General features: G+C 61.0%; 16 protein-coding genes. 12 read left to right on the forward strand and 4 right to left on the reverse strand.

Annotated features, from left to right (window positions below):
* Window positions 1-126: 126 nt before the first annotated feature.
* Complete coding sequence (locus HUV48_RS14580) at window positions 127-2,772, forward strand: chemotaxis protein CheB (protein WP_176265843.1); 2,646 nt, start codon at window positions 127-129, stop codon at window positions 2,770-2,772.
* A 125-nt stretch (window positions 2,773-2,897) separates the two neighbouring features.
* On the opposite strand, the gene HUV48_RS00590 is transcribed toward HUV48_RS14580, so the two are convergent.
* The 3 genes from HUV48_RS00590 to HUV48_RS00600 form a co-directional block, all read right to left on the reverse strand.
* The gene (locus HUV48_RS00590; protein ID WP_176265844.1) at window positions 2,898-3,626 is read right to left on the reverse strand and encodes a carbonic anhydrase; all 729 of its coding nucleotides are present in this window, start codon (window positions 3,624-3,626) and stop codon (window positions 2,898-2,900) included.
* A gap of 16 nt (window positions 3,627-3,642) precedes the next feature.
* Window positions 3,643-4,623, reverse strand: a complete 981-nt coding sequence (locus HUV48_RS00595; RefSeq protein ID WP_176265845.1) for a calcium/sodium antiporter — start codon at window positions 4,621-4,623, stop codon at window positions 3,643-3,645.
* A 165-nt stretch (window positions 4,624-4,788) separates the two neighbouring features.
* Window positions 4,789-4,998 carry an HP1242/YdcH family protein gene (locus HUV48_RS00600; RefSeq protein WP_176265846.1) on the reverse strand — a complete coding sequence of 70 codons (210 nt, stop codon included), beginning with the start codon at window positions 4,996-4,998 and terminating at the stop codon, window positions 4,789-4,791.
* A 100-nt stretch (window positions 4,999-5,098) separates the two neighbouring features.
* Between HUV48_RS00600 and HUV48_RS00605 the strand changes: the two genes are divergently transcribed.
* The gene (locus HUV48_RS00605; protein WP_176265847.1) at window positions 5,099-5,998 is read left to right on the forward strand and encodes a hydrogen peroxide-inducible genes activator; all 900 of its coding nucleotides are present in this window, start codon (window positions 5,099-5,101) and stop codon (window positions 5,996-5,998) included.
* A 63-nt stretch (window positions 5,999-6,061) separates the two neighbouring features.
* On the opposite strand, the gene HUV48_RS00610 is transcribed toward HUV48_RS00605, so the two are convergent.
* The gene (locus tag HUV48_RS00610; RefSeq protein ID WP_176265848.1) at window positions 6,062-7,768 is read right to left on the reverse strand and encodes a DEAD/DEAH box helicase; all 1,707 of its coding nucleotides are present in this window, start codon (window positions 7,766-7,768) and stop codon (window positions 6,062-6,064) included.
* Between the two features lie 286 nt (window positions 7,769-8,054).
* On the opposite strand from HUV48_RS00610, the gene HUV48_RS00615 reads away from it, so the two are divergent.
* The 10 genes from HUV48_RS00615 (at window position 8,055) to cpaB (ending at window position 20,052) form a co-directional block, all read left to right on the forward strand.
* Window positions 8,055-9,122, forward strand: coding sequence for a PAS domain-containing sensor histidine kinase (locus HUV48_RS00615; protein ID WP_176265849.1), 1,068 nt, complete (start codon window positions 8,055-8,057; stop codon window positions 9,120-9,122).
* Window positions 9,123-9,370: 248 nt separating this feature from the next.
* Complete coding sequence (locus HUV48_RS00620; RefSeq protein WP_176266640.1) at window positions 9,371-12,679, forward strand: response regulator; 3,309 nt, start codon at window positions 9,371-9,373, stop codon at window positions 12,677-12,679.
* The gene (locus tag HUV48_RS00625) at window positions 12,664-13,503 is read left to right on the forward strand and encodes a CheR family methyltransferase (RefSeq protein WP_217906644.1); all 840 of its coding nucleotides are present in this window, start codon (window positions 12,664-12,666) and stop codon (window positions 13,501-13,503) included. Before HUV48_RS00620 ends, HUV48_RS00625 begins: the two co-directional genes overlap by 16 nt.
* Window positions 13,500-14,063, forward strand: coding sequence for a chemotaxis protein CheB (locus tag HUV48_RS00630; protein WP_176265850.1), 564 nt, complete (start codon window positions 13,500-13,502; stop codon window positions 14,061-14,063). Before HUV48_RS00625 ends, HUV48_RS00630 begins: the two co-directional genes overlap by 4 nt.
* On the forward strand, window positions 14,060-15,193 hold the full coding sequence (locus HUV48_RS00635; RefSeq protein WP_217906645.1) for a hybrid sensor histidine kinase/response regulator: 1,134 nt from the start codon (window positions 14,060-14,062) through the stop codon (window positions 15,191-15,193). Before HUV48_RS00630 ends, HUV48_RS00635 begins: the two co-directional genes overlap by 4 nt.
* A 121-nt stretch (window positions 15,194-15,314) precedes the next feature.
* Window positions 15,315-17,045: a serine hydrolase domain-containing protein gene (locus tag HUV48_RS00640; protein ID WP_176265851.1), complete on the forward strand. Its 1,731-nt coding sequence runs from the start codon at window positions 15,315-15,317 to the stop codon at window positions 17,043-17,045.
* Between the two features lie 109 nt (window positions 17,046-17,154).
* A complete protein-coding gene (locus HUV48_RS00645) occupies window positions 17,155-17,961 on the forward strand; it encodes a quinol:electron acceptor oxidoreductase subunit ActD (RefSeq protein WP_176265852.1) in 807 nt (268 codons plus the stop codon).
* A gap of 106 nt (window positions 17,962-18,067) precedes the next feature.
* Window positions 18,068-18,313, forward strand: coding sequence for a hypothetical protein (locus HUV48_RS00650; RefSeq protein ID WP_176265853.1), 246 nt, complete (start codon window positions 18,068-18,070; stop codon window positions 18,311-18,313).
* A 443-nt stretch (window positions 18,314-18,756) separates the two neighbouring features.
* Window positions 18,757-18,993 (forward strand): Flp family type IVb pilin, encoded by a 237-nt coding sequence (locus HUV48_RS14285; protein ID WP_225871468.1) that lies wholly within the window; start codon window positions 18,757-18,759, stop codon window positions 18,991-18,993.
* A gap of 120 nt (window positions 18,994-19,113) precedes the next feature.
* Window positions 19,114-20,052: a Flp pilus assembly protein CpaB gene (gene cpaB, locus HUV48_RS00660; protein WP_176265854.1), complete on the forward strand. Its 939-nt coding sequence runs from the start codon at window positions 19,114-19,116 to the stop codon at window positions 20,050-20,052.

The raw sequence follows: 20,052 nt of genomic DNA on the forward strand, positions 1-20,052 counted from the left end.
GAACGAATTTGCGAATGCGCGCATTTTCTTACTGATAAAGGTTTGAATTTACAAAGATTGCGCGCAATCCGCAGGTTCGTATCCTAGAATTCGGACATTCCGCCCGTCTGGCCATGGAGAGTTGCAGTGAAAGAGGATGCCGGGTTCACCAAAACCGGAGCCCAAACCCCGATTTGCGCGATCGGCGCATCGGCTGGCGGTGTTCGCGCCTTGCAGACCTTTTTCCAGAATGTCGATCCGCAGTTGGGTCTTGCTTATGTCGTAATACTTCATCTCGCTCCCGACTACCCAAGCCAACTGGCGGAAATCCTAGGGCAACACACCCAAATGGACGTTCTTCAGGTCGAAGATTCTCCTAAACTGAAGCCGGACTGCGTCTATATCATAGCTCCCGGACGCGAGCTTCTGATCGAGGACGGCCGGATCCGCTCACGCCCTTTCAAGGAGCCCCGCGGGAAACGGGCACCGATCAACAGCTTCTTTCAGTCGGTCGCGGAAGTACGCGGAGACGGTTTTGCCGTTGTCATGACCGGATCGGGCTCCGACGGGGCGATCGGCGTCAGCTATATCAAGGAAGCTGGCGGTGTAGTGCTGGTACAAGACCCCCGCGATGCGGAATTCCCGACAATGCCGCGTAACGCGATCGCAACCGGGGGTGCTGACTTCATCGAACCTGTCGCCCAGCTTCCGGAACGCATCGCGGAAGTACTGCGCAGCAAGCTCGCCCTCTACCGCACCGAGCAGGAGGAAGCCGAGCGTTTGGTCGAGCGCATCCTGTCGTTCCTGCGCTCGCGCACAGGTCATGATTTCAGCAACTACAAATCCGCTACGGTGCGCCGGCGCATCGGTCGACGCATGCAGATCACCCGCCGCGACAGTCTTGAAAGTTATCTCGCATATCTCTCCGAAACGCCCGAAGAAGCACAAGAACTTTTCGCCGACCTTCTGATTTCGGTGACATCCTTCTTTCGTGATCAGGACGCGTTCGATGCGTTAGCGACTGACGTGATACCGGCTCTGTTCGACAATTGCGCAACCGAAGACACGCTGCGCGTCTGGACGGTCGGCTGCGCCAGCGGCGAGGAAGCCTACAGCCTCGCCATTCTCCTGCTGGAGGAGGCAGCGAAACGAGAACACGCTCCGGCGATACAGATATTCGCCAGCGATCTCGACGAAGGTGCGCTCGGAACGGCGCGGGAAGGGCGGTATCCGCGCTCTATCGAGGCTGCCATTAGCGAGGAACGGCTGAAGCGCTTCTTCGTGGAAGAGGTAGGGCATTACCGCGTTCGGAAAGAGGTTCGGGACCTGGTTCTTTTCGCGCATCACAGTGCGCTGAAAGATCCGCCATTCATGCGCATGCACCTCATCACGTGCCGCAATCTGATGATTTATCTGAAGCGCGAATTGCAGCAGCAATTGCTGGCGCTCTTTCACTACGCCCTTCGGCCCGGATGCTTCCTTTTCCTGGGATCATCCGAAACTGCAGATGCAAGGACGGAACTCTTCGCCCCGCTGAACCGCGATGCACGAACTTATGCGGCGAAACCGCGGAGCGCCGCTTCGGTCGACATTCTTCATCAGTTGCCCAAAGATCACCGCAGTGAAATACCCACTCTGGGAACGCGGAAAATGCAGACGTCCTCTCCGGGGTCCGCGCATAGCGAAATTCTGGAGCGTACATCGCCGCCCAGCGTGCTCGTCGATGAGGAGCAGCGCATCCTCAACCTGTCGCACAATGCAGGAAGGTTCATTCAGCCGCCAGAAGGGCCCATGAGTCAGGAACTGCCCGACGTGGTTCGGCCGGAACTGCGCGCCGAACTGCGCAGCGCGCTGCACCGCGCGTTTACGTCCGCCGAACCCTCTATTTCGCTGCCGATAAACGTCGCCTTCGACGGTTCTCGTCACCGTGTCCTGATGTATGTCGCACCGAGTAGTTCGAAGCCTCACGATGCGCCGCAAGCGCTCGTCGTGTTCATGGACGGAGGACCCATCGAGGAAACGCCAGACAATGATAGCGATATCGACGCGACGATGGGAGTCGCCGAAATACGGCGGCTGCGCGAAGAGCTTCGCTCCGCTCAAGAACGACTGAGCAACAGCCGGCGGGAGCACGAAAGCTCGATCCAGGAACTGCGGATTGCAAACGAGGAACTGCAGTCGGTTAACGAGGAATACCGTTCTACCGCCGAAGAACTCGAAACGAGCAAAGAGGAATTGCAGTCGATCAACGAGGAACTGCAAACGGTCAATTCGGAACTCAAGGCCAAGCTCGACAATATCGGGACCGCGCACAGCGACCTTCAAAATCTGGTTAACGCTACGGAGATCGGTACGCTGTTCCTCGATCCCGAATTGCGGATCAAGATGCTTACGCCCGCGGTCGAGAAACTGTTCAGCGTAACGGATTCCGATGTTGGACGGCCCATCACCGACTTTACCCACAAGCTCGCTTATGACGGAGTAGAAAGCGACGCGCGAAAGGTACTGAAAACCCTCACCCCGATGGAAGACGAGGTCGAAACGGAGGACGGGCGGTGGTTGATGATGCGCCTTCGGCCTTACCGAACGGTCGAAGACCGGATCGACGGCGTGGTCCTGAGCTTCGTAGACATATCCGAGCGGCAAGCCGCAGAAGAAGCCTTGCGGCAAAGCAAGGAACATTACCGGCAAATGCTCGAGCGCTTTTACGACGCGGCGTTACAAGAGGGAGTCGAAAAAACTGCGCTGGACAGGGCCCGCGAAAAACTGCGGTCGGAGAGCAACAAGGACTAAAGGCGCCATTGCCGAAACCCATGGCAGGGAGCGGCCAAGCCTATCGCGTCGGCACGGTATCGGGCTGACTGCGAAACGTCCGGTGTCGGCATCGAGGCCAGATCGCCCGGACGTTTCGCTCGTAGTCAGGGACGATCGAAAAAGTCGACCGCTCCGGTGCCGAGATTGTAATGCGCTCCCACGACTTTTAATGTCCCGGCTTCCTGTGGTTCGAGCAACAGGGGATCGGTCGAGGTCCGCAGCTGCTTCACTACCCGTGAGACGTTCGCGCGAATTGCGTTGGCGAGCATATCGCCTTCGCTGCCGCGCACTTCGAGAACGGCGGGAATGATCGGCTCGATCATGCGTCCGATGCTGCCGGGGAAGGTCGCATTTTCGTCCACGACCGCCTTGGCGGCCTTCACGGCCCCGCAGGCCTCGTGCCCCATGACGACCACCAGGGGCACACCCAGTTCGGCAACGGCGTATTCGATCGAGCCCAGCGCAACGGTGTCTACCGTATTGCCTGCGTTGCGAATAATGAAGAGTTCGCCGAGACCGCGGCCGAACAGGATTTCGGGCGAAACGCGGCTGTCGGAACAAGTGACATAAGCAGCGAAGGGTGCCTGCCCCTTCGCAATCTCCAGCCGGCGTTCGCGGCCGACCGGAGCGGACGTCGGAACGTCGTTCAGGAAGTTCTGGTTGCCTTCGATCAGCAATTCGAGCGCCTGGTCCGGCGAGAGCGCGGTCTTGCCGTCGACGACCGGAGCGAGGCGGGCGGGCGGCGGCGTCTGCGCGCTGGCGGCGCCGGTCCCGGCAGCGATTGCTCCGCCAGCGGCGGCCGTGCCTGCGAGAACTTTTCGTCGAGATATCATGGTAATCTCCTTGGTGTTAGACGTTGGATATCAGGATCGCGAGATAGGCGACGTAGCTTGCCAGCAGAGCGAGCGCAGGCAAGCGGGCGACCCTGCGGAACATAGCGAACATCAGGATCGCGAGCGCGGCTGCGAGCATGATGCCGATGTCCAGCGGAAGCAAGTTGGACGGCACGGCTCCAGGGGCGAGCAGCATGGTTGCCCCGCCGATGCCGAGAATATTGTAGATGTTCGAGCCGACGACATTGCCGAACGCAACGTCCGCCTCACCTTTGCGGGCAGCAATCACGGACGTAACCAGTTCCGGCAGCGAGGTGCCGACTGCAACAATCGTCAGTCCGATCAGGGTTTCGGTAAGGCCCGCAAGCCGCGCCAGATCAATCGCACCGCCCACCAGAAGCCTTCCGCCTACAATAAGAACGGCCAGCCCGAACAAGGTGAACACCGCCGGTTTGGCCCATCCACCCCCTTTTACGTGGAGGTTCGGGTCAGTCAGTTCGAGCGCCTGCGCACGGTCGTAAGGCGCGTTATGTACGACCGCGGGCTCGGCAAGGCGTTCTTCGCGGTAGCACCATGCGACATAGCCGATAAGACAGGCGACGAGCGCTATCCCGATGACCATGCCGCCCAATCCGGCAAGCGCGAGTAGTAACAGGACCAGTGATGCGCCGATCGCAACGCCCGGATCGCGCCATCTGTTCTTTGCCGTGATGGCAATGGGCGCGACAAGCGCGGCAACACCGAGAATGAGCAAGCTGTTGGCGATGTTCGATCCGACAATATTGCCCCAGGCAATTGCAGGAGAACCTGCAAGCGCAGCCTCGACGCTCGTCACGAGTTCGGGCATCGATGTTCCGAAACCGACGATCACCAGGCCAATGACGAGCGCACTGACGCCCGCTTTCTCGGCAAGACCGACAGCGCCGCGAACGAGCAATTCTCCCCCGACGACCAGCAGCACGAGACCTGCCAGGAGTAGGCCAATAGCCACGATCATGCGTTGCGTTCCCTAACTGTAAGAGCAGCGGCCCATGTTGAATATGCAGACTGCCAATGCGCAATCGTGCGACCGCTCTGCCGGAATATGTATGGTTTAAGCATAGTGGAAAAAATTTGCGGCGACCAGCTTGGGGGAGGGGGCTTGCCGGTCGCCGCTTCGGGGTCAGCCAGGCAGGCCGCGCCCGTAATAATGCCGCTGAAGTGCGGTAATCTTGTCCTTCAAACGCAGGCGAAGGCGCTTCATCGCTTTTACCTGCTCGCTCGCTCCAATCGTCTTCGTAGTATCAATCATGCGGTTGAGCGCGCGATGCTCGCGCATCAGCTTGCGCAGATAGGGTTTCATGATCTTCGCGTCTGGGGACTTGTGGGTCATGTCACTCTCCATCGTTGGTCCCCTCGATATGATCGAGCGGATGGCAATTATCCAATTCGATTAGTTGGCAAGTTTCCATAAGATTTGCTAATGGCGGACCATGACTACGCTGAAGCAGCTCGCGATTTTTGCCAGGCTCGCTGAAACCGAAAATATGGGCGAGGCCGCCGGTACGCTCGGGATCAGTCAGCCTGCCCTGAGCCAGCAGCTGGCCGCACTCGAAACCGGACTAGGCGTAAAGCTTTTCGAGCGGGTTCCGAAGGGGACGCTTTTGACGCCCGGCGGGCGCCAGCTTCTTCCGTTCGCGCAGACCGTTCTTAATACCGCCCGCGAATTTCGCGATGCTGCCGACCACGCGGCGCAGCGGTTCGTCGGATCGATCAGATTCGGCGTGTCGCCGACACTCGGTCCGTATCTTATGCCTGCGGTCATCAAGAACCTGCATGAGCGCTATCCCGGCATGCGGTTGTTCATTCGGGAGGGAATTCCTGAACAGCAACAGGCCGAACTTGCAGCCGGTCAGCTCGACATGGTGCTTTCTCCGATGCCGATAGAAGGTCGAGGTTTGCAGATCGAACCCCTGTTTCGCGAACCGCTGCATATCGTTGCACCCCCCGACGATCCCGTCCGCGAGGGTCAGACGATCGCAACGGACGACTTTTCGGGAAGAACTTTCCTGACACTCGACCACCGGCATCACTACCACCGGCAGATCGTACAGATTTCCCGTGACCTCGGCGCCACAATTCTCTCGGACTACGAAGGCACAAGCCTCGATGCCCTGCAGCAAATGGTCGGCTCCGGCGTAGGGCTCGCAATCCTTCCCGAGCTCTACATAAAATCGGGCGCAGGGGGGCTTGATATGGTCGCGATCGCCGATCCTGCCGGTTGGCAAGAATTCCGCAGCATCGGTGCGGCATGGAGATCGACGGCTGCCTTTTCCGATCTCTACGCAGAAATCGCGGAGGTTATCGCGGCAGAAGCGAGGGCGAAACTGTAGATCACCGCCGCCAAGCTACCCGCGAACAGCATAGCTTGGCACTTCTACGCGTAGGCAACTACATCAACCGCGGCCCTTCCGATGCTGCTTGGGTGTTACGTGACTTTTCTTGCCGAGATTGGGCCGTTTGTTGCGCATGTTCTTGCGCGCCGTCTCCCGCGGCGGAGCTGGCGCGCGTTCGATGGTTAAATCGCCGCCGTCCCCGTCGGAGCCCGCCGTCCGCTCAGCTGATTGGGCAAACCGGTCGGCTACGCTACGCGGAACCTGAAAATGGGTTTCGGCGGGCCCGATGCGAATAGCGCCGATCTCGTTACGGGAAACGTCGCCTCGGCGGCAGAGGATCGGGAGAATCCAGCGAGGGTCCGCGTTCCGGCGACGCCCTACATCCATACGAAACCAGACGACGTCCTCGAAACCGGGGCGGTGCTGCTGCTTCTGGGCTTCGCGGTGCGCCTCGGGTGAATTGACGCGGAGGTCTTCCGGCGCCGGCATTTTTGCGCGGTGAGCCTGAACCAGCATCGTAGCGATCTGGCGCGGAGTCCGCTGTTCCAGCAGTGCGTCCGCCAATTCGGTGTCGGCGGCGTGCTCTTCAGCCGGCTGGAGTAGCGTGTCGAGCAATCGGGCGCGGTCCTGCGCCATGATGGCATCGCGATCCGGCACGGAAATCCACTCGGCGCTGATCTTGGCATGGCGCAGCATGCTTTCGACCCGCTTGCGCTTGGGGTAGGGAACGACGATTACCGCCGTACCCTTGCGTCCCGCGCGGCCTGTCCGGCCAGAGCGATGTTGCAAGGTCTCGGCGTCGCGCGGAATTTCGACGTGGATGACGAGGCTGAGGCCCGGCAGATCGATGCCGCGAGCGGCGACATCGGTGGCGACGCAGACGCGGGCGCGCCCATCGCGCAGGGCCTGCAGCGCCTGGTTACGCTCTGATTGAGAATGTTCGCCCGAAAGAGCGACGACGCCGAAGCCGCGCTCTTGCAGGGCGGCGTGAAGGCTCCGCACCTTCTCGCGGGTAGCGCAGAACAAAATGGCAGTTTCCGCTTCGTGGAAACGCAGCAGGTTGACCACGGCGTTCTCGATCTCGGCCGGGGAAACCGTCACGGCCTGATAGGCGATGTCCCCATGGCCGCGCGCGGCACCGCCGGTCGCGATGCGCAGCGCATCGCGCTGATAGCGCCGGGCGAGCGCCTCGATAGGGCGAGGCATGGTAGCGGAAAACATGAGCACGCGCCGCCCCTCGGGCGTAGCGTCGAGAATGCTCTCGAGTTCTTCGCGAAAGCCCATGTCGAGCATTTCGTCCGCTTCGTCGAGAACCACGGCGGCAAGCGCCGACAGGTCGAGAGCGCCGCGTTCGAGATGATCGCGCAGACGACCCGGCGTGCCGACCACAATCCCGGCACCTGCCTTGAGCGAGCGGCGTTCCTGCTGCGCGTTCATTCCGCCAACGCAGGTGGCGATCCGCGCGCCTGCGGGCTTGTAGAGCCATTCGAGTTCGCGGCTGACTTGCAAAGCCAGTTCGCGCGTCGGGGCGATCACCAGGGCAAGCGGAGCGCCGGCTTGACGCAGGCGTCCGTCCGTCCCCAGCACCTGGTCGGCGAAAGCAAGGCCGAAAGCGATCGTCTTGCCCGATCCGGTCTGTGCGGAGACGACCAGATCGCGCCCCCGCGCGGCGGGTTCCAGAACGGCATCCTGTACGGGAGTGGGGGTGTCGTAACCCCGTGCGCCGAGTGCTTCGGCGAGACCGGACGGGAGTTCGGGAAAAGGCATAGAATTATAACTTTCGGGGGCAGCACGTGCGCGGCAGGAGATGCCGACGACGCCGGGTGCGGGTATAACAGGCGGTGGGTGTGGGTAATCACGTTCAGAACGGATTGCGCTCGCCTGATACACGAAAACCGCCGGAGTGGGGAGGTTTTTCTTAGAAAGAAGCCTTTAACACGGTTGGGTCAGTAAGTTCGCGTGGGCTGGTGAGAAAAAAGGCCGGCAATTCAACATTCCTTTCGCCAGCGCAGAAGATAGGCTAGGCCGCGCATATGGACGCGAGGCAGGCTTCATGTTGAACGATACGGACGAGCGATACGGGGTCACGTGGATGGTCACGCCCGATCTTCTCGGCATTCTGAGCGCGGATGCGCATTTCGTCGCGACCAACCCTGCTTGGCAATCCACGCTCGGCTGGTCTGCGGAAGAGATCGAAACTCGGCCCTTTTTCGAATTTCTTCATCCCGACGACATGCTTCGTACACAGGAGGCGTTCGCAGCCATTCAGGAAGGACAGCCGATCCTCCAGTTCAAGAACCGGTACCGTCACAAGGACGGAACCTATCGGTGGCTGTCGTGGAACTGCGTACCGGAGAGGGGGAAGTTCTATTGCAGTGCGCGCGACGTGACGCAGAGCGTCGCCAATACGTCCGCGCTTGCCGACCGGGATGAGGAAGCCCAGCTCCGCGAACAATTTATCGCTGTGCTCGGCCACGATCTGCGCAATCCCCTGGCAGCGCTTCAATCGGGATTTCGGGTGCTCGGCAAGGAAGCTGCGCTGAGTGACCGCGGACAGGGTGTCATCGATGCGAGTCTTCGTACCGTTGCGCGCATGTCTGGCCTGATCGACGATCTGCTCGACTTTGCGCGAACCCGGCTTGGTAGCGGCCTGTCGCTCGATATCTCCGACGGATCGGATCTTGCGACCGCGATCGAGGCGACCGTGGAGGAATTGCGCTCGGTCCATCCCGACCTCAATATAGAGACCGATATCGATCTTCCGGTAAACGTCCGATGCGATGTCGGGCGCATCTGCCAGCTATGCTCCAATCTGACCGCCAACGCGGTCACGCATGGGGAGCAGGGAGGTCTCGTCCGGTTGGACGCCAAAAGTGACGAGGCGGGTCTTACAATCGAGGTGCGAAACCAAGGGGAGACGATGTCGGAAAAGGTTATTGCGCATCTCTTCGAGCCTTTCGTGCGAGAGCAGGCGCGACCGTCTCAGGAAGGTCTCGGACTGGGGCTCTTCATCTGCTCGCAGATCGCCAGCGCCCATGGCGGCGATCTGACGGTCCGTTCCGAAGAGCGTCTGACCACGTTTCGTTTCGATCTGCCCCGTCAAACGTACGGCCGTGACTGAGGCTTATCCCCTGCTTCGACTGGGGCTTGCGCAAGGCCGACTGAAGGCTACGCGATTTGTATTTGATTGCACTGGCTTGGCGTAGCTAAGGCGGGCGGAAACTTCATCAGGGCATCATTCGCTTGAAAGAGACAGTATCAGCGCGGCCGTTTAAAGATACCGCGCCCGGTTGGACAATCGGCGTTTTGTTGATCGGTATCGGGTTTTTCCTGATCAGCGCGCTTGCCGCTTACTCGAATGTCCTCGACATGCGCGAGGACGAAGCGAGAATTCGAAATACGCATGAGGTCTTGAGCACGCTCGACGATCTCCTCGCCGCTGCTCTGGACGCGGAAACCGGTCAGCGCGGCTATCTTTTAACCGGTGATGGAAACTATCTCGAGCCTTATTACAGCGGCTTAAGTCACGCGCGTCAGGAGCTTTCGGCATTACGGTCTCTGACGCGAAGCAACTCCGTTCAGCGTGAGAATGTCGATGCTCTTCAATCCGCTATCGAGAACAAGTTTCGCTTTTCCGAAGGTGCAATACGGACACGCACCGAACAGGGTATCGACGCAGCTATTGATCTGACCAACACCGATCGCGGCAAGATCGCAATGGATACGATCCGTGACCGACTGGCGCAAATGAAGCGCGAGGAACTGCGGGAACGCCAGCAGCGGGTGATCGCGCTCGCTTCCGCTTCGCAGAAGGCGGTCTTGAGCGCCGTCGTGACCAGTCTGATCGGTATCGCTCTTACGATCGCGATTTTCATCCTCGTGGTGCGAACCAACCGCAGCCGTGAGCGCCAGCGCTGGTTACAGACCGCGCAGGTCGATCTTGCAGAGGCCATGAGAGGCGAGAAGACTGTGCCTCAACTGGCAGCGACCGTCCTGTCTTTCCTCGCCGAGCGGACTGGGGCGAGTGCGGGCGCATTGTTCAAGGGCGAGGGCGGCGTTTTCAATCGTGTTGCCGCGCTCGGCGTATCGGACCTTTCCGACGTGCCGCAAAGTTTCACCTTGGGGGAAGGTCTTCTCGGCAAGGTCGCCGCTGACGCGCATGCCACCAAGCTATCCGACCTCCCGTCCGGCTATCTGAAGATAGGTTCGGCGCTGGGCAGCGAAGCGCCCCGCCATCTCGTCGTTGCGCCCGCTTTCACCGACGGGCTCGTCAACGCGGTCGTGGAACTGGGCTTCTTCGACGAAGTGGAAGAGCGCGTTCTCGACTTGCTTGAGGCTGCGTCCGGGTCGCTCGGCATTGCCTTGCGGTCTGCCCGTTTTCGCGAGCGGTTACAGGATGCGCTGGAGGAAACCCAGCGGCAGGCGGGTGAACTCCAAGCGCAAAGCGAGGAACTGCGCGTATCCAATGAAGAACTGGAGGAACAGGGCAACGCGCTCAAGGAATCGCAGGCGCGGCTCGAACTGCAGCAGGTGGAACTGGAGCAGACCAACACCCAGCTCGAAGAGCAAGCCGAGACGCTGGAGGGGCAGCGCGACGAATTGAGCCGCGCGGCTGCCTCGCTCGAACTGAAAGCGCGCGAACTCGAACAGGCGAGCCAGTACAAGTCGGACTTCCTCGCGAATATGAGCCACGAACTGCGTACGCCGCTGAACTCGTTGCTGATCCTGTCCAAGCTGCTCGCGGACAATGCCGACGACAATCTGACGAATGAGCAGGTCAAGTTCGCCCGAACGATCGAATCGTCGGGCAACGACCTTCTGACCCTCATCAACGATATCCTCGACCTGTCCAAGATCGAAGCGGGCCACTTGGAAATCGAAGCCGCCTCGGTCTCGACCGAGCGGCTCGCATCCGATCTGCGCAAAACATTCGAACCGATGGCGCAGCAGCGCGGCTTGGAACTCGAGATAGCGGTCGCAGCGGACGCGCCGCGTTCGCTCGAAACAGACAAGCTGCGATTGGAGCAGGTTCTGAAGAACCTGCTTTCGAACGGGCTCAAGTTCACTGAGAAGGGTAGCGTTAGTCTTTTTATCTCGACTGGCCCGGAGAACACGGTCGCGTTCGCAGTCTCGGATACCGGCATCGGCATTGCCGAAGCGCAGCGCGAGGCGATTTTCGAGGCTTTCCGGCAGGCCGACGGTACGATCAGTCGCAAATTCGGGGGTACCGGGCTCGGTCTGTCGATTTCCCGTGAACTCGTCCGCCTTTTGGGCGGTACGATCAGGCTCGAAAGCGAAGAGGGCAAGGGTAGCACCTTTACTGTCAGCCTCCCGGAAAACTATGACCCCGCCAATGTCGCGCCGCGCCAGATCGCGCCGGCCGACGCAAGCAATTTGGAAGCGCCGGCCGTACCGACGCCGAGCAGGCCGCAAAATGCGCCGGTAGTCGCGGCTACGATCGACGATGACCGCGATACGCTTTCCGAAGGCAAGCGCCTGCTGCTCGTTATCGAAGACGACAACACCTTTGCAGGTATCGTGTGCGACCTGTCCCGCGAACTGGGGTTCCAGTGCATCGTCGCTGGCACGGCACAAGACGCGATCGACCTTGCCAAGGAATACCGCCCGAGCGCGATCGTGCTCGATATCGGATTGCCGGATCAATCGGGTCTCACCGTACTCGACCGCCTCAAACACCAGGAAGAAACGCGCCACATCCCGGTTCACGTAATTTCCGGGTCGGACCAGAGTCAGACCGCGCTTTCTCTTGGCGCGGTCGGCTTTCTCGAGAAGCCCGCGCCGCGCGACCAGCTCGCGGAGGTACTCGCAGGCCTCCAGGAAAAATTGTCTTCGCGCGTGCGCCGGGTTCTGATCGTGGAGGACGACGAGGTTCAGCGCGGGGCGGTTGGCCAACTTCTCGGCTCACAAGACGTCGAGACGGTCGGGGTCGGCACCGCAAGCGAATGTCTAGAAGAGTTGCGCGACGGTCATTACGACTGCGTCGTTCTTGACCTATCGCTGCCTGACGCCTCCGGCTTCACATTGCTGGAAACGCTTAGCGAGGAAGGCCGCACGGCCCTTCCGCCGGTAATCGTCTACACCGGGCGCGATCTATCGGCAGAGGAGGAGCAGCGCCTTCGCCGTTATTCGAGTTCGATCATCATCAAGGGCGCGAAATCTCCCGAACGCCTCCTCGACGAGGTTTCGCTGTTCCTTCATCGGGTGGTTTCCGAACTGCCACCGGAGCAGCGCCAAATGATCGAGAAGGCTCGCCACCGCGACGCCGCCCTCGAAGGCAAGCGTATCCTGATCGTCGAGGACGACGTGCGGAATGTCTATTCGCTGACGAGCGTTCTGGAGCCGCGCGGCGCGGTGACGAGGATCGCGCGCAACGGTCAGGAGGCGCTCGACGCTCTTGCCGAAGCGGCCGGCGATTCTGAAAGGACGATCGACCTCGTGCTTATGGACGTGATGATGCCGGTAATGGACGGTCTCACTGCGGTCCGCGCGATCCGCGATGATCCGCAGTGGCGCAAACTGCCAATCGTAATGCTTACGGCCAAAGCTATGCCTGACGACCAGCAGAAATGCCTTGATGCTGGGGCGAACGACTACATGGCCAAACCGATCGACGTCGACAAACTGCTGTCACTGGTGCGCGTATGGATGCCGCGGTAATGAGTGAAAGCGTTGAGGATATCGAGATCCAGCTGCTGCTGGATGCCGTGTATCGCCACTATCATTACGACTTCCGGCATTACGCCCGCGCCTCGATCAAGCGGCGGCTTCTGCAGGCGCTTGCCCAATGGGGCTACGAAAGCATTTCGGAGATTCAGTCCGCTGTGCTTCACGACGAGACAATTCTGCCGCAGTTGCTCAACTTCCTCACCGTGCAGGTGAGCGAGATGTTCCGCGATCCATCCTATTTCCGGGCCTTGCGCGAAAAAGTGGTACCGCATCTGCGGACCTACCCTTCGCTGAAAGTATGGATCGCCGGTTGTAGCCAAGGAGAAGAGCTGTACTCGCTGGCAATCCTTTTTGCAGAGGAAGGTCTGGCGGAGCGGACGATGTTCTACGCAACAGACATCAATCCGGCCGCTCTGAAAGCGGCGCAGGCCGGCGTTTATCCGCTCGACCGCATTCGGCTATTTACGGAAAACCACCAGGCGTCCGGTGGTCAGAACTCTCTGTCCGAATACTACACGGCGAACTACGATCGCGCGGTCTTCGACAGGAGCTTGCGCGAACGTACGGTCTTTTCTGATCATAGCCTCGTGACAGACGCTGCCTTCGGCGAGATGCATCTGATCTCATGCCGTAATGTGCTGATTTATTTCGACCGCGAATTGCAGGACCGCGTCGTGCGCCTGTTCTCGGATTCGCTGACTCGCGGCGGTTTTCTCGGTATAGGGTCGAAGGAAACCCTTCGCTTTTCCGCTCATGCGGATCGCTTTACAGATTTCGTACGCGCGGAGAAAATCTATCGGAGGATATCACGATGAGCCTGCGTGCAGTAGTAATTGGCGCCTCCGCAGGGGGAGTGCAGGCACTCTCGCAAGTGCTTCCTGACCTGCCTGCCGGTTTCCGGGTGCCGGTAATGGTGGTGGTCCACATTCCTCCACACAAGGAAAACGCACTGGTCGACCTTTTCGCGAGAAAATGCCATCTTCAGGTCAAAGAAGCGGAGGACAAGGAGCCGCTTGCGCCGGGTACGATCTATTTCGCACCGCCCGATTATCACCTCTTGGTCGAAGCCGGCGAAACCTTGGCGCTCTCATCGGACGAAACGGTGAATCACTCTCGCCCGGCAATCGACGTCCTGTTCGAGACCGCCGCCGATGCCTTCGGGTCCGGATTGGCTGGCGTCGTTCTTACGGGAGCAAACCAGGACGGGGCGAAAGGGTTGAAGGCCGTCTGCGAAGCTGGCGGCGTCGGCCTTGTGCAGGATTCCGCAACGGCGGAGGTCGCTACCATGCCCGACGCAGCTCGTATCGCCTGTCCCGGGGCACGGACGATGTACCTAGACGAGATAGCGCCCGCTCTACAAGCCATGACCCGATGATGACCGCGCCTGTCAAATTCCTGCTGGTCGACGATCTCGAAGAGAACCTGCTGGCGCTGGAAGCGCTCCTGGTCCGTGAGGGATTGGACCTGCACAAGGCTCGCAGCGGTGAAGAAGCGCTCGAGCTGATGCTGACCAACGAGTACGCGCTTGCCTTGCTCGACGTGCAGATGCCGGGAATGGACGGGTTCGAACTGGCCGAGTTCATGCGCGCGAACGAACGTACGCGGCACATCCCGATCATCTTCGTCACTGCCGGAACGGGTGATGCGTCCCGCCGCTTTCGAGGTTACGAAGCAGGAGCGGTCGACTTCATCCAGAAGCCGATCGAAACGGATATTCTGCGTTCCAAGTCGAACGTCTTTTTCGACCTCTACAACCAGCGCCGCCAGATCGTTGCCCAGCGTGACGAACTGGCCAGCATGAGCATCGCGTTACAATCGGCGGATCAGCAGAAAAACCGGTTCTTGGCAGTACTCGCTCACGAACTGCGCAATCCCTTGGCGGCGCTTTCCTCCGGTCTCAATATCCTCGACCGAGCACAGAGCGGGGTCGATACGAGCAAGATTAGGCTCTCGATGCGGCAGAAGGTCGCCCATGTGACGCGCCTCGTGGATGATCTGCTCGACATCAGCCGGATCGAGCGCGGTAAGATTTCGCTCAAAACGGAAAAGGTCAGCCTGAACGAACTGCTGCCACTGGCCTTGGACCTCGTCGAACCGGCCGTCGTAGCGGCGAACCATCGTCTGCTCGTGAACGCATCCGACGAGACGTTGGTTCTCGACGCCGATCCCGCGCGCCTCATCCAGATCGTGAGCAACGTCGTCGGTAACGCGGTTCGGTATACTCCGCCGGGCGGAGAAATCGGGGTCAGGGTTTGGGGTGCCAGCGGCTACGCCATCGTAGAGATATCGGACAACGGCATCGGCATTCTGCCGGAGCAGCAGGCGAAAATATTCGAGATGTTCGAACAATCCGACAACGGCCTCGGCATCGTCGGGGACGGACTGGGGATCGGCCTTGCCCTCGTGAAGCAGCTCGTCGAACTGCATGGCGGAGAAATACTGCTCAAACACAGCTGCCCCGGCGAGGGCAGTACCTTCGAGTTGAGACTTCCGCTGGCTAAGTAATTCTCCGGCAAAGCCCATTGCCTACACCATTGCGCAATTGTCGCCTGCAGTAGAGAATGCCTCCATTGAACGACCGCGCGGGACGCTTCCCCGGCGCGGCGACAAAGATGGAGAGCCTTCGATGAATTTCGTTCTGAAAGGGGCCGTAGTGGCAGCCGCCGTCGCGATCGCCGCCCCGGTTCATGCGCAGGATCCGGTCGGGTACTGGCAGGGTACTCTCGACACCGGCGCAGGAACGCTTCCGATTGGCGTCAACATCGAGGGGGGCGGCGACGGGTCGCTTTCGGGATCGATCGACAGTCCTTCCCAGCAGGCATTCGGCATCCCGGTTTCCAACGTCGAGGCGGCTGGCGATCGCTTGACCTTCACGGTACCGGCGGTCGGGGGCTCCTACGAGGGCGAGTGGCAAGCCGAGGAAAAGCGCTGGGTAGGGTCGTGGTCCCAGGGTGGCGCGACATTTGCGCTGTCGCTCACTGCGGGCGAACGGCCGCCGCGTCCTGCCGCAGCGTCGCCGCGAACCCTTCCGGCGGACTGGGATATTCCGAACGAAGAGGAGGTCGCTGCTGTAATACAGGAAAGGCTCGCGAACCGGCCGGGAACGGGAATGGTCGTCGGGCTCGTCGATGGCGACGACGTGCAGACGATCGCACGCGGACCATCCGGCGCAGCTTCGTTCGATGCCGATACCTTGTTCGAGATCGGTTCGATGACGAAGGTGTTCACCGGTTTGCTGCTTGCGGACATGGCTGCAGACGGTGTCGTCTCGCTCGACGATCCGGTGAGCAAACACCTTCCCGCAGGGGCCACGATGCCCACGCGCGGGGGGAAGCAGATTACGCTGCGCAACCTGTCCCAGCAGGATTCCGGTTTGCCGCGACTGCCTGACAACATGGTTCCAGGCGATGCGAGCAACCCCTATGCCGATTACAGCGAACAGCAGCTGCTCGACTTTCTGGCAGGATACGAGCTGCCGCGCGACATCGGCAGCGAGTACGAATACTCGAACCTCGGCGTCGGCCTGCTCGGGTACGCGCTCGCACGTGCTGCGGGTAGCGATTACGAGACGTTGCTGCGCGAGCGCATCCTGACCCCGCTCGGCATGGACGACACTGCGATCGCCCTCTCGGCGGACCAGCAGGCGCGGTTCGCGGGCGGCCGCGACGCGTTCAACCGTCCTACGAGCGCGTGGGACCTGCCGGTCCTCGCCGGAGCGGGCGCGCTGCGCTCCACCGCGAACGATATGCTGAAGTTCATGAGAGCCGCGCTCGACCCGCAGTCACCCATCAGTCGGGAGATGCAGCTGGCGCTCGCGGACCCGCGCGAGGGGCCGGGCTTCGGGGCCGGTCTGGGCTGGATGATCCTGCCTGCGCCCAGCGGGACGATCGTGATGCACGGCGGCGGTACCGGCGGCTTCCGCACGCATATGGCGCTTCAGCCTGCCAATAACCGGGCGGTCGTCGTGCTGACGAACAGCGCGGTGGACCCGGGCGCGCAGGACATCGCGTTTCATTTGCTGGCCGGAGGTCCGGTTGCGGAAGCCGGGGCTGTTCCCCAGGCCGCGCAGCAGGTGCAGCGGGACGAGATCGCCAACCTTACCGAGGCGCAGCAGGACCGCGTGCTGGGCAAGTGGCGCCTGACCCCCGAACTCGCGATAGACATAACGCGGGACGGCGAGCAGCTCTACGCCGCGGTCACCGGGCAGGCGGCGCTGCCGATCTTTGCGCGCTCCCCGCTCGCGTTCTTCTGGCGCGCGGCGAATGCGGAGATCGTTTTTACCGAGCAGGACGGCCGCATCACCGGGGGCATGTTCACGCAGGACGGCAACAGCATTCCGGTCACGCGAGCAGAGTGACCCGCCCCCTAAACCCATATCGCCATTAGCGATTTGGGAACTTTGAGCGAATAAGTATCGTTAATTCACCGGGTCGTCGCAATCCCGCCCTACCGGAGGCAGCTATTCGATGACCGCCGATCAACGGCCAGAATTATATTACGTTATCAAGGCGGGCGAACTCGTCGCCCTCAATTACCTGGACGGCGGGCATCCTTCGCCGGTGAGCGCGGAGTGGATCGACCGCGGCACTGATCGGCACCTGTCCGCCACCCGGCTCGACCAGTTCTTCCGCACCTATCACCAGGACGTCGATACGCCGAGCGTGCTCAAGCTGCGCGAGGCGGCGGGCCTGCGCGTCGGCTTCGAAAGCCGCGAGGATCGCCACGCTTTCGCCTCCGCCATTCACGAGGCGAGCATCCGCGCCAAGGCCGAGGCTGCCCGGCTCGTCACCGCGATCCATCCGAGCATGGAAGAGGCGGAGCAGGCGGTCGATGCGCTGGTGAAGCGCGGCGTGCCGGTGGAGGCGATCGCGCTGCTGTGGCAGGCGAATGCCGTGATGGGCGGGGAGGGCACTCCGGCGCAGGGCTATAGCCGCAGCCGCGTGCTCGCGCGCGTATCCGCCGGCGGCGTGGCGGGGGCGGCGATGGGCTTTGCCATGCTCACCATTCCCGGCGTCGGTCCGGTCGCGGTGGCTGGCGCGGTGATCGCCTCGGCCTATTCCTCCGTGGCGACGGCGTGCGGGGTGATCGGCGCGACCGGGGCGGCGATGGCTACCATGCTGAGCGACCAGGACGTGGAGAGTGTTGCCGCCAATCACCGCGAGACGCAGTTGAAGCGCGGGCGCATCTTCATGACCGTGGATGCGGAGAAGAGCGGCAAGTCGCGGGAGGAAATTACGGCGCTCTTGGAGCAAAACGGCGCCTTGGACGTATAGTTAATGGAACGGGACAAGGAGACGAGATAGCGCAGTGTCAGCCAGAGACGAACAGAATCGCAGGTCCGCTAATTCAATCTTTACCAATAAAGATGATAACGGCGGCATGATTTCGAAACGCCTCGGCATCCTTCGCTTCGTTCTGCGCTCTGCCGCAGTTCTCCTCGCACTTAACGAAATCCGCGGGCTTATACTTGCCGCACCGGTGTTCTGGGCGATGTACCAGTCGGGCGGATCGGCAGTGGCCATCTGGCTCGGGATCAGTTCGCTGGGCGGGATCGCGCTTTCGGTGATCGTGCCGATGTTCGCGCTGAAGAAGCTCGAGAAGCGTTTGCAGCCGGCGACCGCCTGAGCGGCGCAAACCCTGCATTTCTAACACAGATCAGGTTCCAGGCGGGCGCGAATCGATTCGCGGCCCGCTGCGACTCGTGCTGATTCGCTTGGATCGAGGGCGCGATTAACCACGTCGCAAGTAATTTGTTCCCGAAAATGCGTCCCGCGGTGAAACAAAAATGCACCATAGTTAACGCCTCGGTAACCATCGATCTTAAGATATTCGCGTTTCAAATACTTGAGAAACGGACTTATTTTTTTCATGTCTTAAGAAACCGTTGCCGAAAGCAAGTGAATTAGCGATCATTATTGGCGTCGGAGGGGGCAAGTGCTCGACGGAACGACCGGACCGCAAGTAGCGGGAAGGAAGGCCCAAGAAAACTTCCTCAGACACTGAGAGGTATCCGGAAATAGAGGCCGGACCCGATTTGTGACCTAGAGAATAGAAAGCGACCCAAGATTATGAAAACTTTCCTTAAGAGCTTCATTGCTGACGAATCCGGCGCATCGGCTGCCGAATACGCCCTGATCATCGCCGTCGTCGGCGTAGGCATCGGTGCTGCTGCGCTTGCCCTCGGCGGCAACATCCAGGCTGCCATCGGCGGCGCGGCAAACGAGGTAGACGATTGTAACCAAGCTGCCGCAGCTGTAACCGGCGTCGCAACGTCGGCACAGTTTGACGGCACTGAGTGCGACTAATCTGTCCCAAAACGGGCCTCCGCGAGAATTGTCTCGCGGGGGCCTTTTTTATTTGATAACGAATGGCCGTTACATAGCTTCACTAACGAAGCGCATGGATAGCTTTTCGGGGGGAAAGTCATGGGGGGACGCAATATTGCGATCCTGGCTGTTGCCGTAATACTCGGTATTATAGCCGTTTTATTTGCCAATGCTTGGTTTTCGGGTGCCGAAGAGCGCCAGGCGCAAATCGCCGCGGAAAACCAGATGGCGCGCATTGTCGTCGCCGCGCAGCCGATGGAATTCGGCACGGCCCTGTCGCAAGAAAACCTGCGGATGCAGAATTTCCCAGCCAGTTCGGTGCCGCAGGGCGCCTTCACCTCTCTCGAAGCGGCCTTGCAGGGCGGGCGCGTCGCGCTGCGCCCCATCGTTCCCGGCGAACCCGTGCTGGCCGACAAGGTCAGCGGTAGCGGCGGCCGCGCCGTTCTTTCCGCCAATCTCGAAGAAGGGATGCGCGCTGTCGCCATCCCCGTTTCCGCCGTCAACGGCGTCGCGGGCTTCGTTCGCCCCGGCGACATCGTGGACGTGCTGCTCACCCGCCAGATCCCCGGTGACGGCGCAGGCGGCCAGGACCTGATGACCGACGTCATCATGGAAGGTGTCCGCGTCCTCGCGATCGACCAGGTGTCGAGCGAAAGCGCCACCGAACCCGGCGTCGGCGCCACCGCCACGGTCGAGGTCGATACCTACGGCGCGCAGCGGCTCGTCCTTGCCAACCGGCTCGGCACGCTGACCCTCGCGCTGCGCAATGTCGAAAGCCAGGAAGCGGGACAGCTCCTTACCGTGACCGCGCGCGACCTCGGCGATCCGGGGCTCTATATCGCGGGCCAGCGCAACCAGTCGCAGCCCGCGCCGCAGCCGGCCTATCAGCCGCCCGTCATCTACGCGCAGTCGCCGCCGCAGGCCGCACCCGCGCGCCAGTCCGCTCCGTCGGAGCCTGTCTATCGCGGGCCGTCGATGTCCATCATCCGCGGAACCGAATCGACCGAATATCCGGTCGGACGCCTGGGGGGGCGTTGA

This window comes from Qipengyuania atrilutea (assembly GCF_013370205.1).
Taxonomy (GTDB): Bacteria; Pseudomonadota; Alphaproteobacteria; order Sphingomonadales; family Sphingomonadaceae; genus Actirhodobacter; species Actirhodobacter atriluteus.

Bases quoted from the DNA above. Each gene is read 5' to 3' on its own strand.
- HUV48_RS00590 (WP_176265844.1), bottom strand. From the start codon at position 3,626: ATGATATCTCGACGAAAAGTTCTCGCAGGCACGGCCGCCGCTGGCGGA.
- HUV48_RS00595 (WP_176265845.1), bottom strand. From the start codon at position 4,623: ATGATCGTGGCTATTGGCCTACTCCTGGCAGGTCTCGTGCTGCTGGTC.
- HUV48_RS00600 (WP_176265846.1), bottom strand. From the start codon at position 4,998: ATGACCCACAAGTCCCCAGACGCGAAGATCATGAAACCCTATCTGCGC.
- HUV48_RS00605 (WP_176265847.1), top strand. From the start codon at position 5,099: ATGACTACGCTGAAGCAGCTCGCGATTTTTGCCAGGCTCGCTGAAACC.
- HUV48_RS00610 (WP_176265848.1), bottom strand. From the start codon at position 7,768: ATGCCTTTTCCCGAACTCCCGTCCGGTCTCGCCGAAGCACTCGGCGCA.
- HUV48_RS00615 (WP_176265849.1), top strand. From the start codon at position 8,055: ATGTTGAACGATACGGACGAGCGATACGGGGTCACGTGGATGGTCACG.
- HUV48_RS00620 (WP_176266640.1), top strand. From the start codon at position 9,371: ATGCGCGAGGACGAAGCGAGAATTCGAAATACGCATGAGGTCTTGAGC.
- HUV48_RS00625 (WP_217906644.1), top strand. From the start codon at position 12,664: ATGGATGCCGCGGTAATGAGTGAAAGCGTTGAGGATATCGAGATCCAG.
- HUV48_RS00630 (WP_176265850.1), top strand. From the start codon at position 13,500: ATGAGCCTGCGTGCAGTAGTAATTGGCGCCTCCGCAGGGGGAGTGCAG.
- HUV48_RS00635 (WP_217906645.1), top strand. From the start codon at position 14,060: ATGATGACCGCGCCTGTCAAATTCCTGCTGGTCGACGATCTCGAAGAG.
- HUV48_RS00640 (WP_176265851.1), top strand. From the start codon at position 15,315: ATGAATTTCGTTCTGAAAGGGGCCGTAGTGGCAGCCGCCGTCGCGATC.
- HUV48_RS00645 (WP_176265852.1), top strand. From the start codon at position 17,155: ATGACCGCCGATCAACGGCCAGAATTATATTACGTTATCAAGGCGGGC.
- HUV48_RS00650 (WP_176265853.1), top strand. From the start codon at position 18,068: ATGATTTCGAAACGCCTCGGCATCCTTCGCTTCGTTCTGCGCTCTGCC.
- HUV48_RS14285 (WP_225871468.1), top strand. From the start codon at position 18,757: ATGAAAACTTTCCTTAAGAGCTTCATTGCTGACGAATCCGGCGCATCG.
- cpaB (WP_176265854.1), top strand. From the start codon at position 19,114: ATGGGGGGACGCAATATTGCGATCCTGGCTGTTGCCGTAATACTCGGT.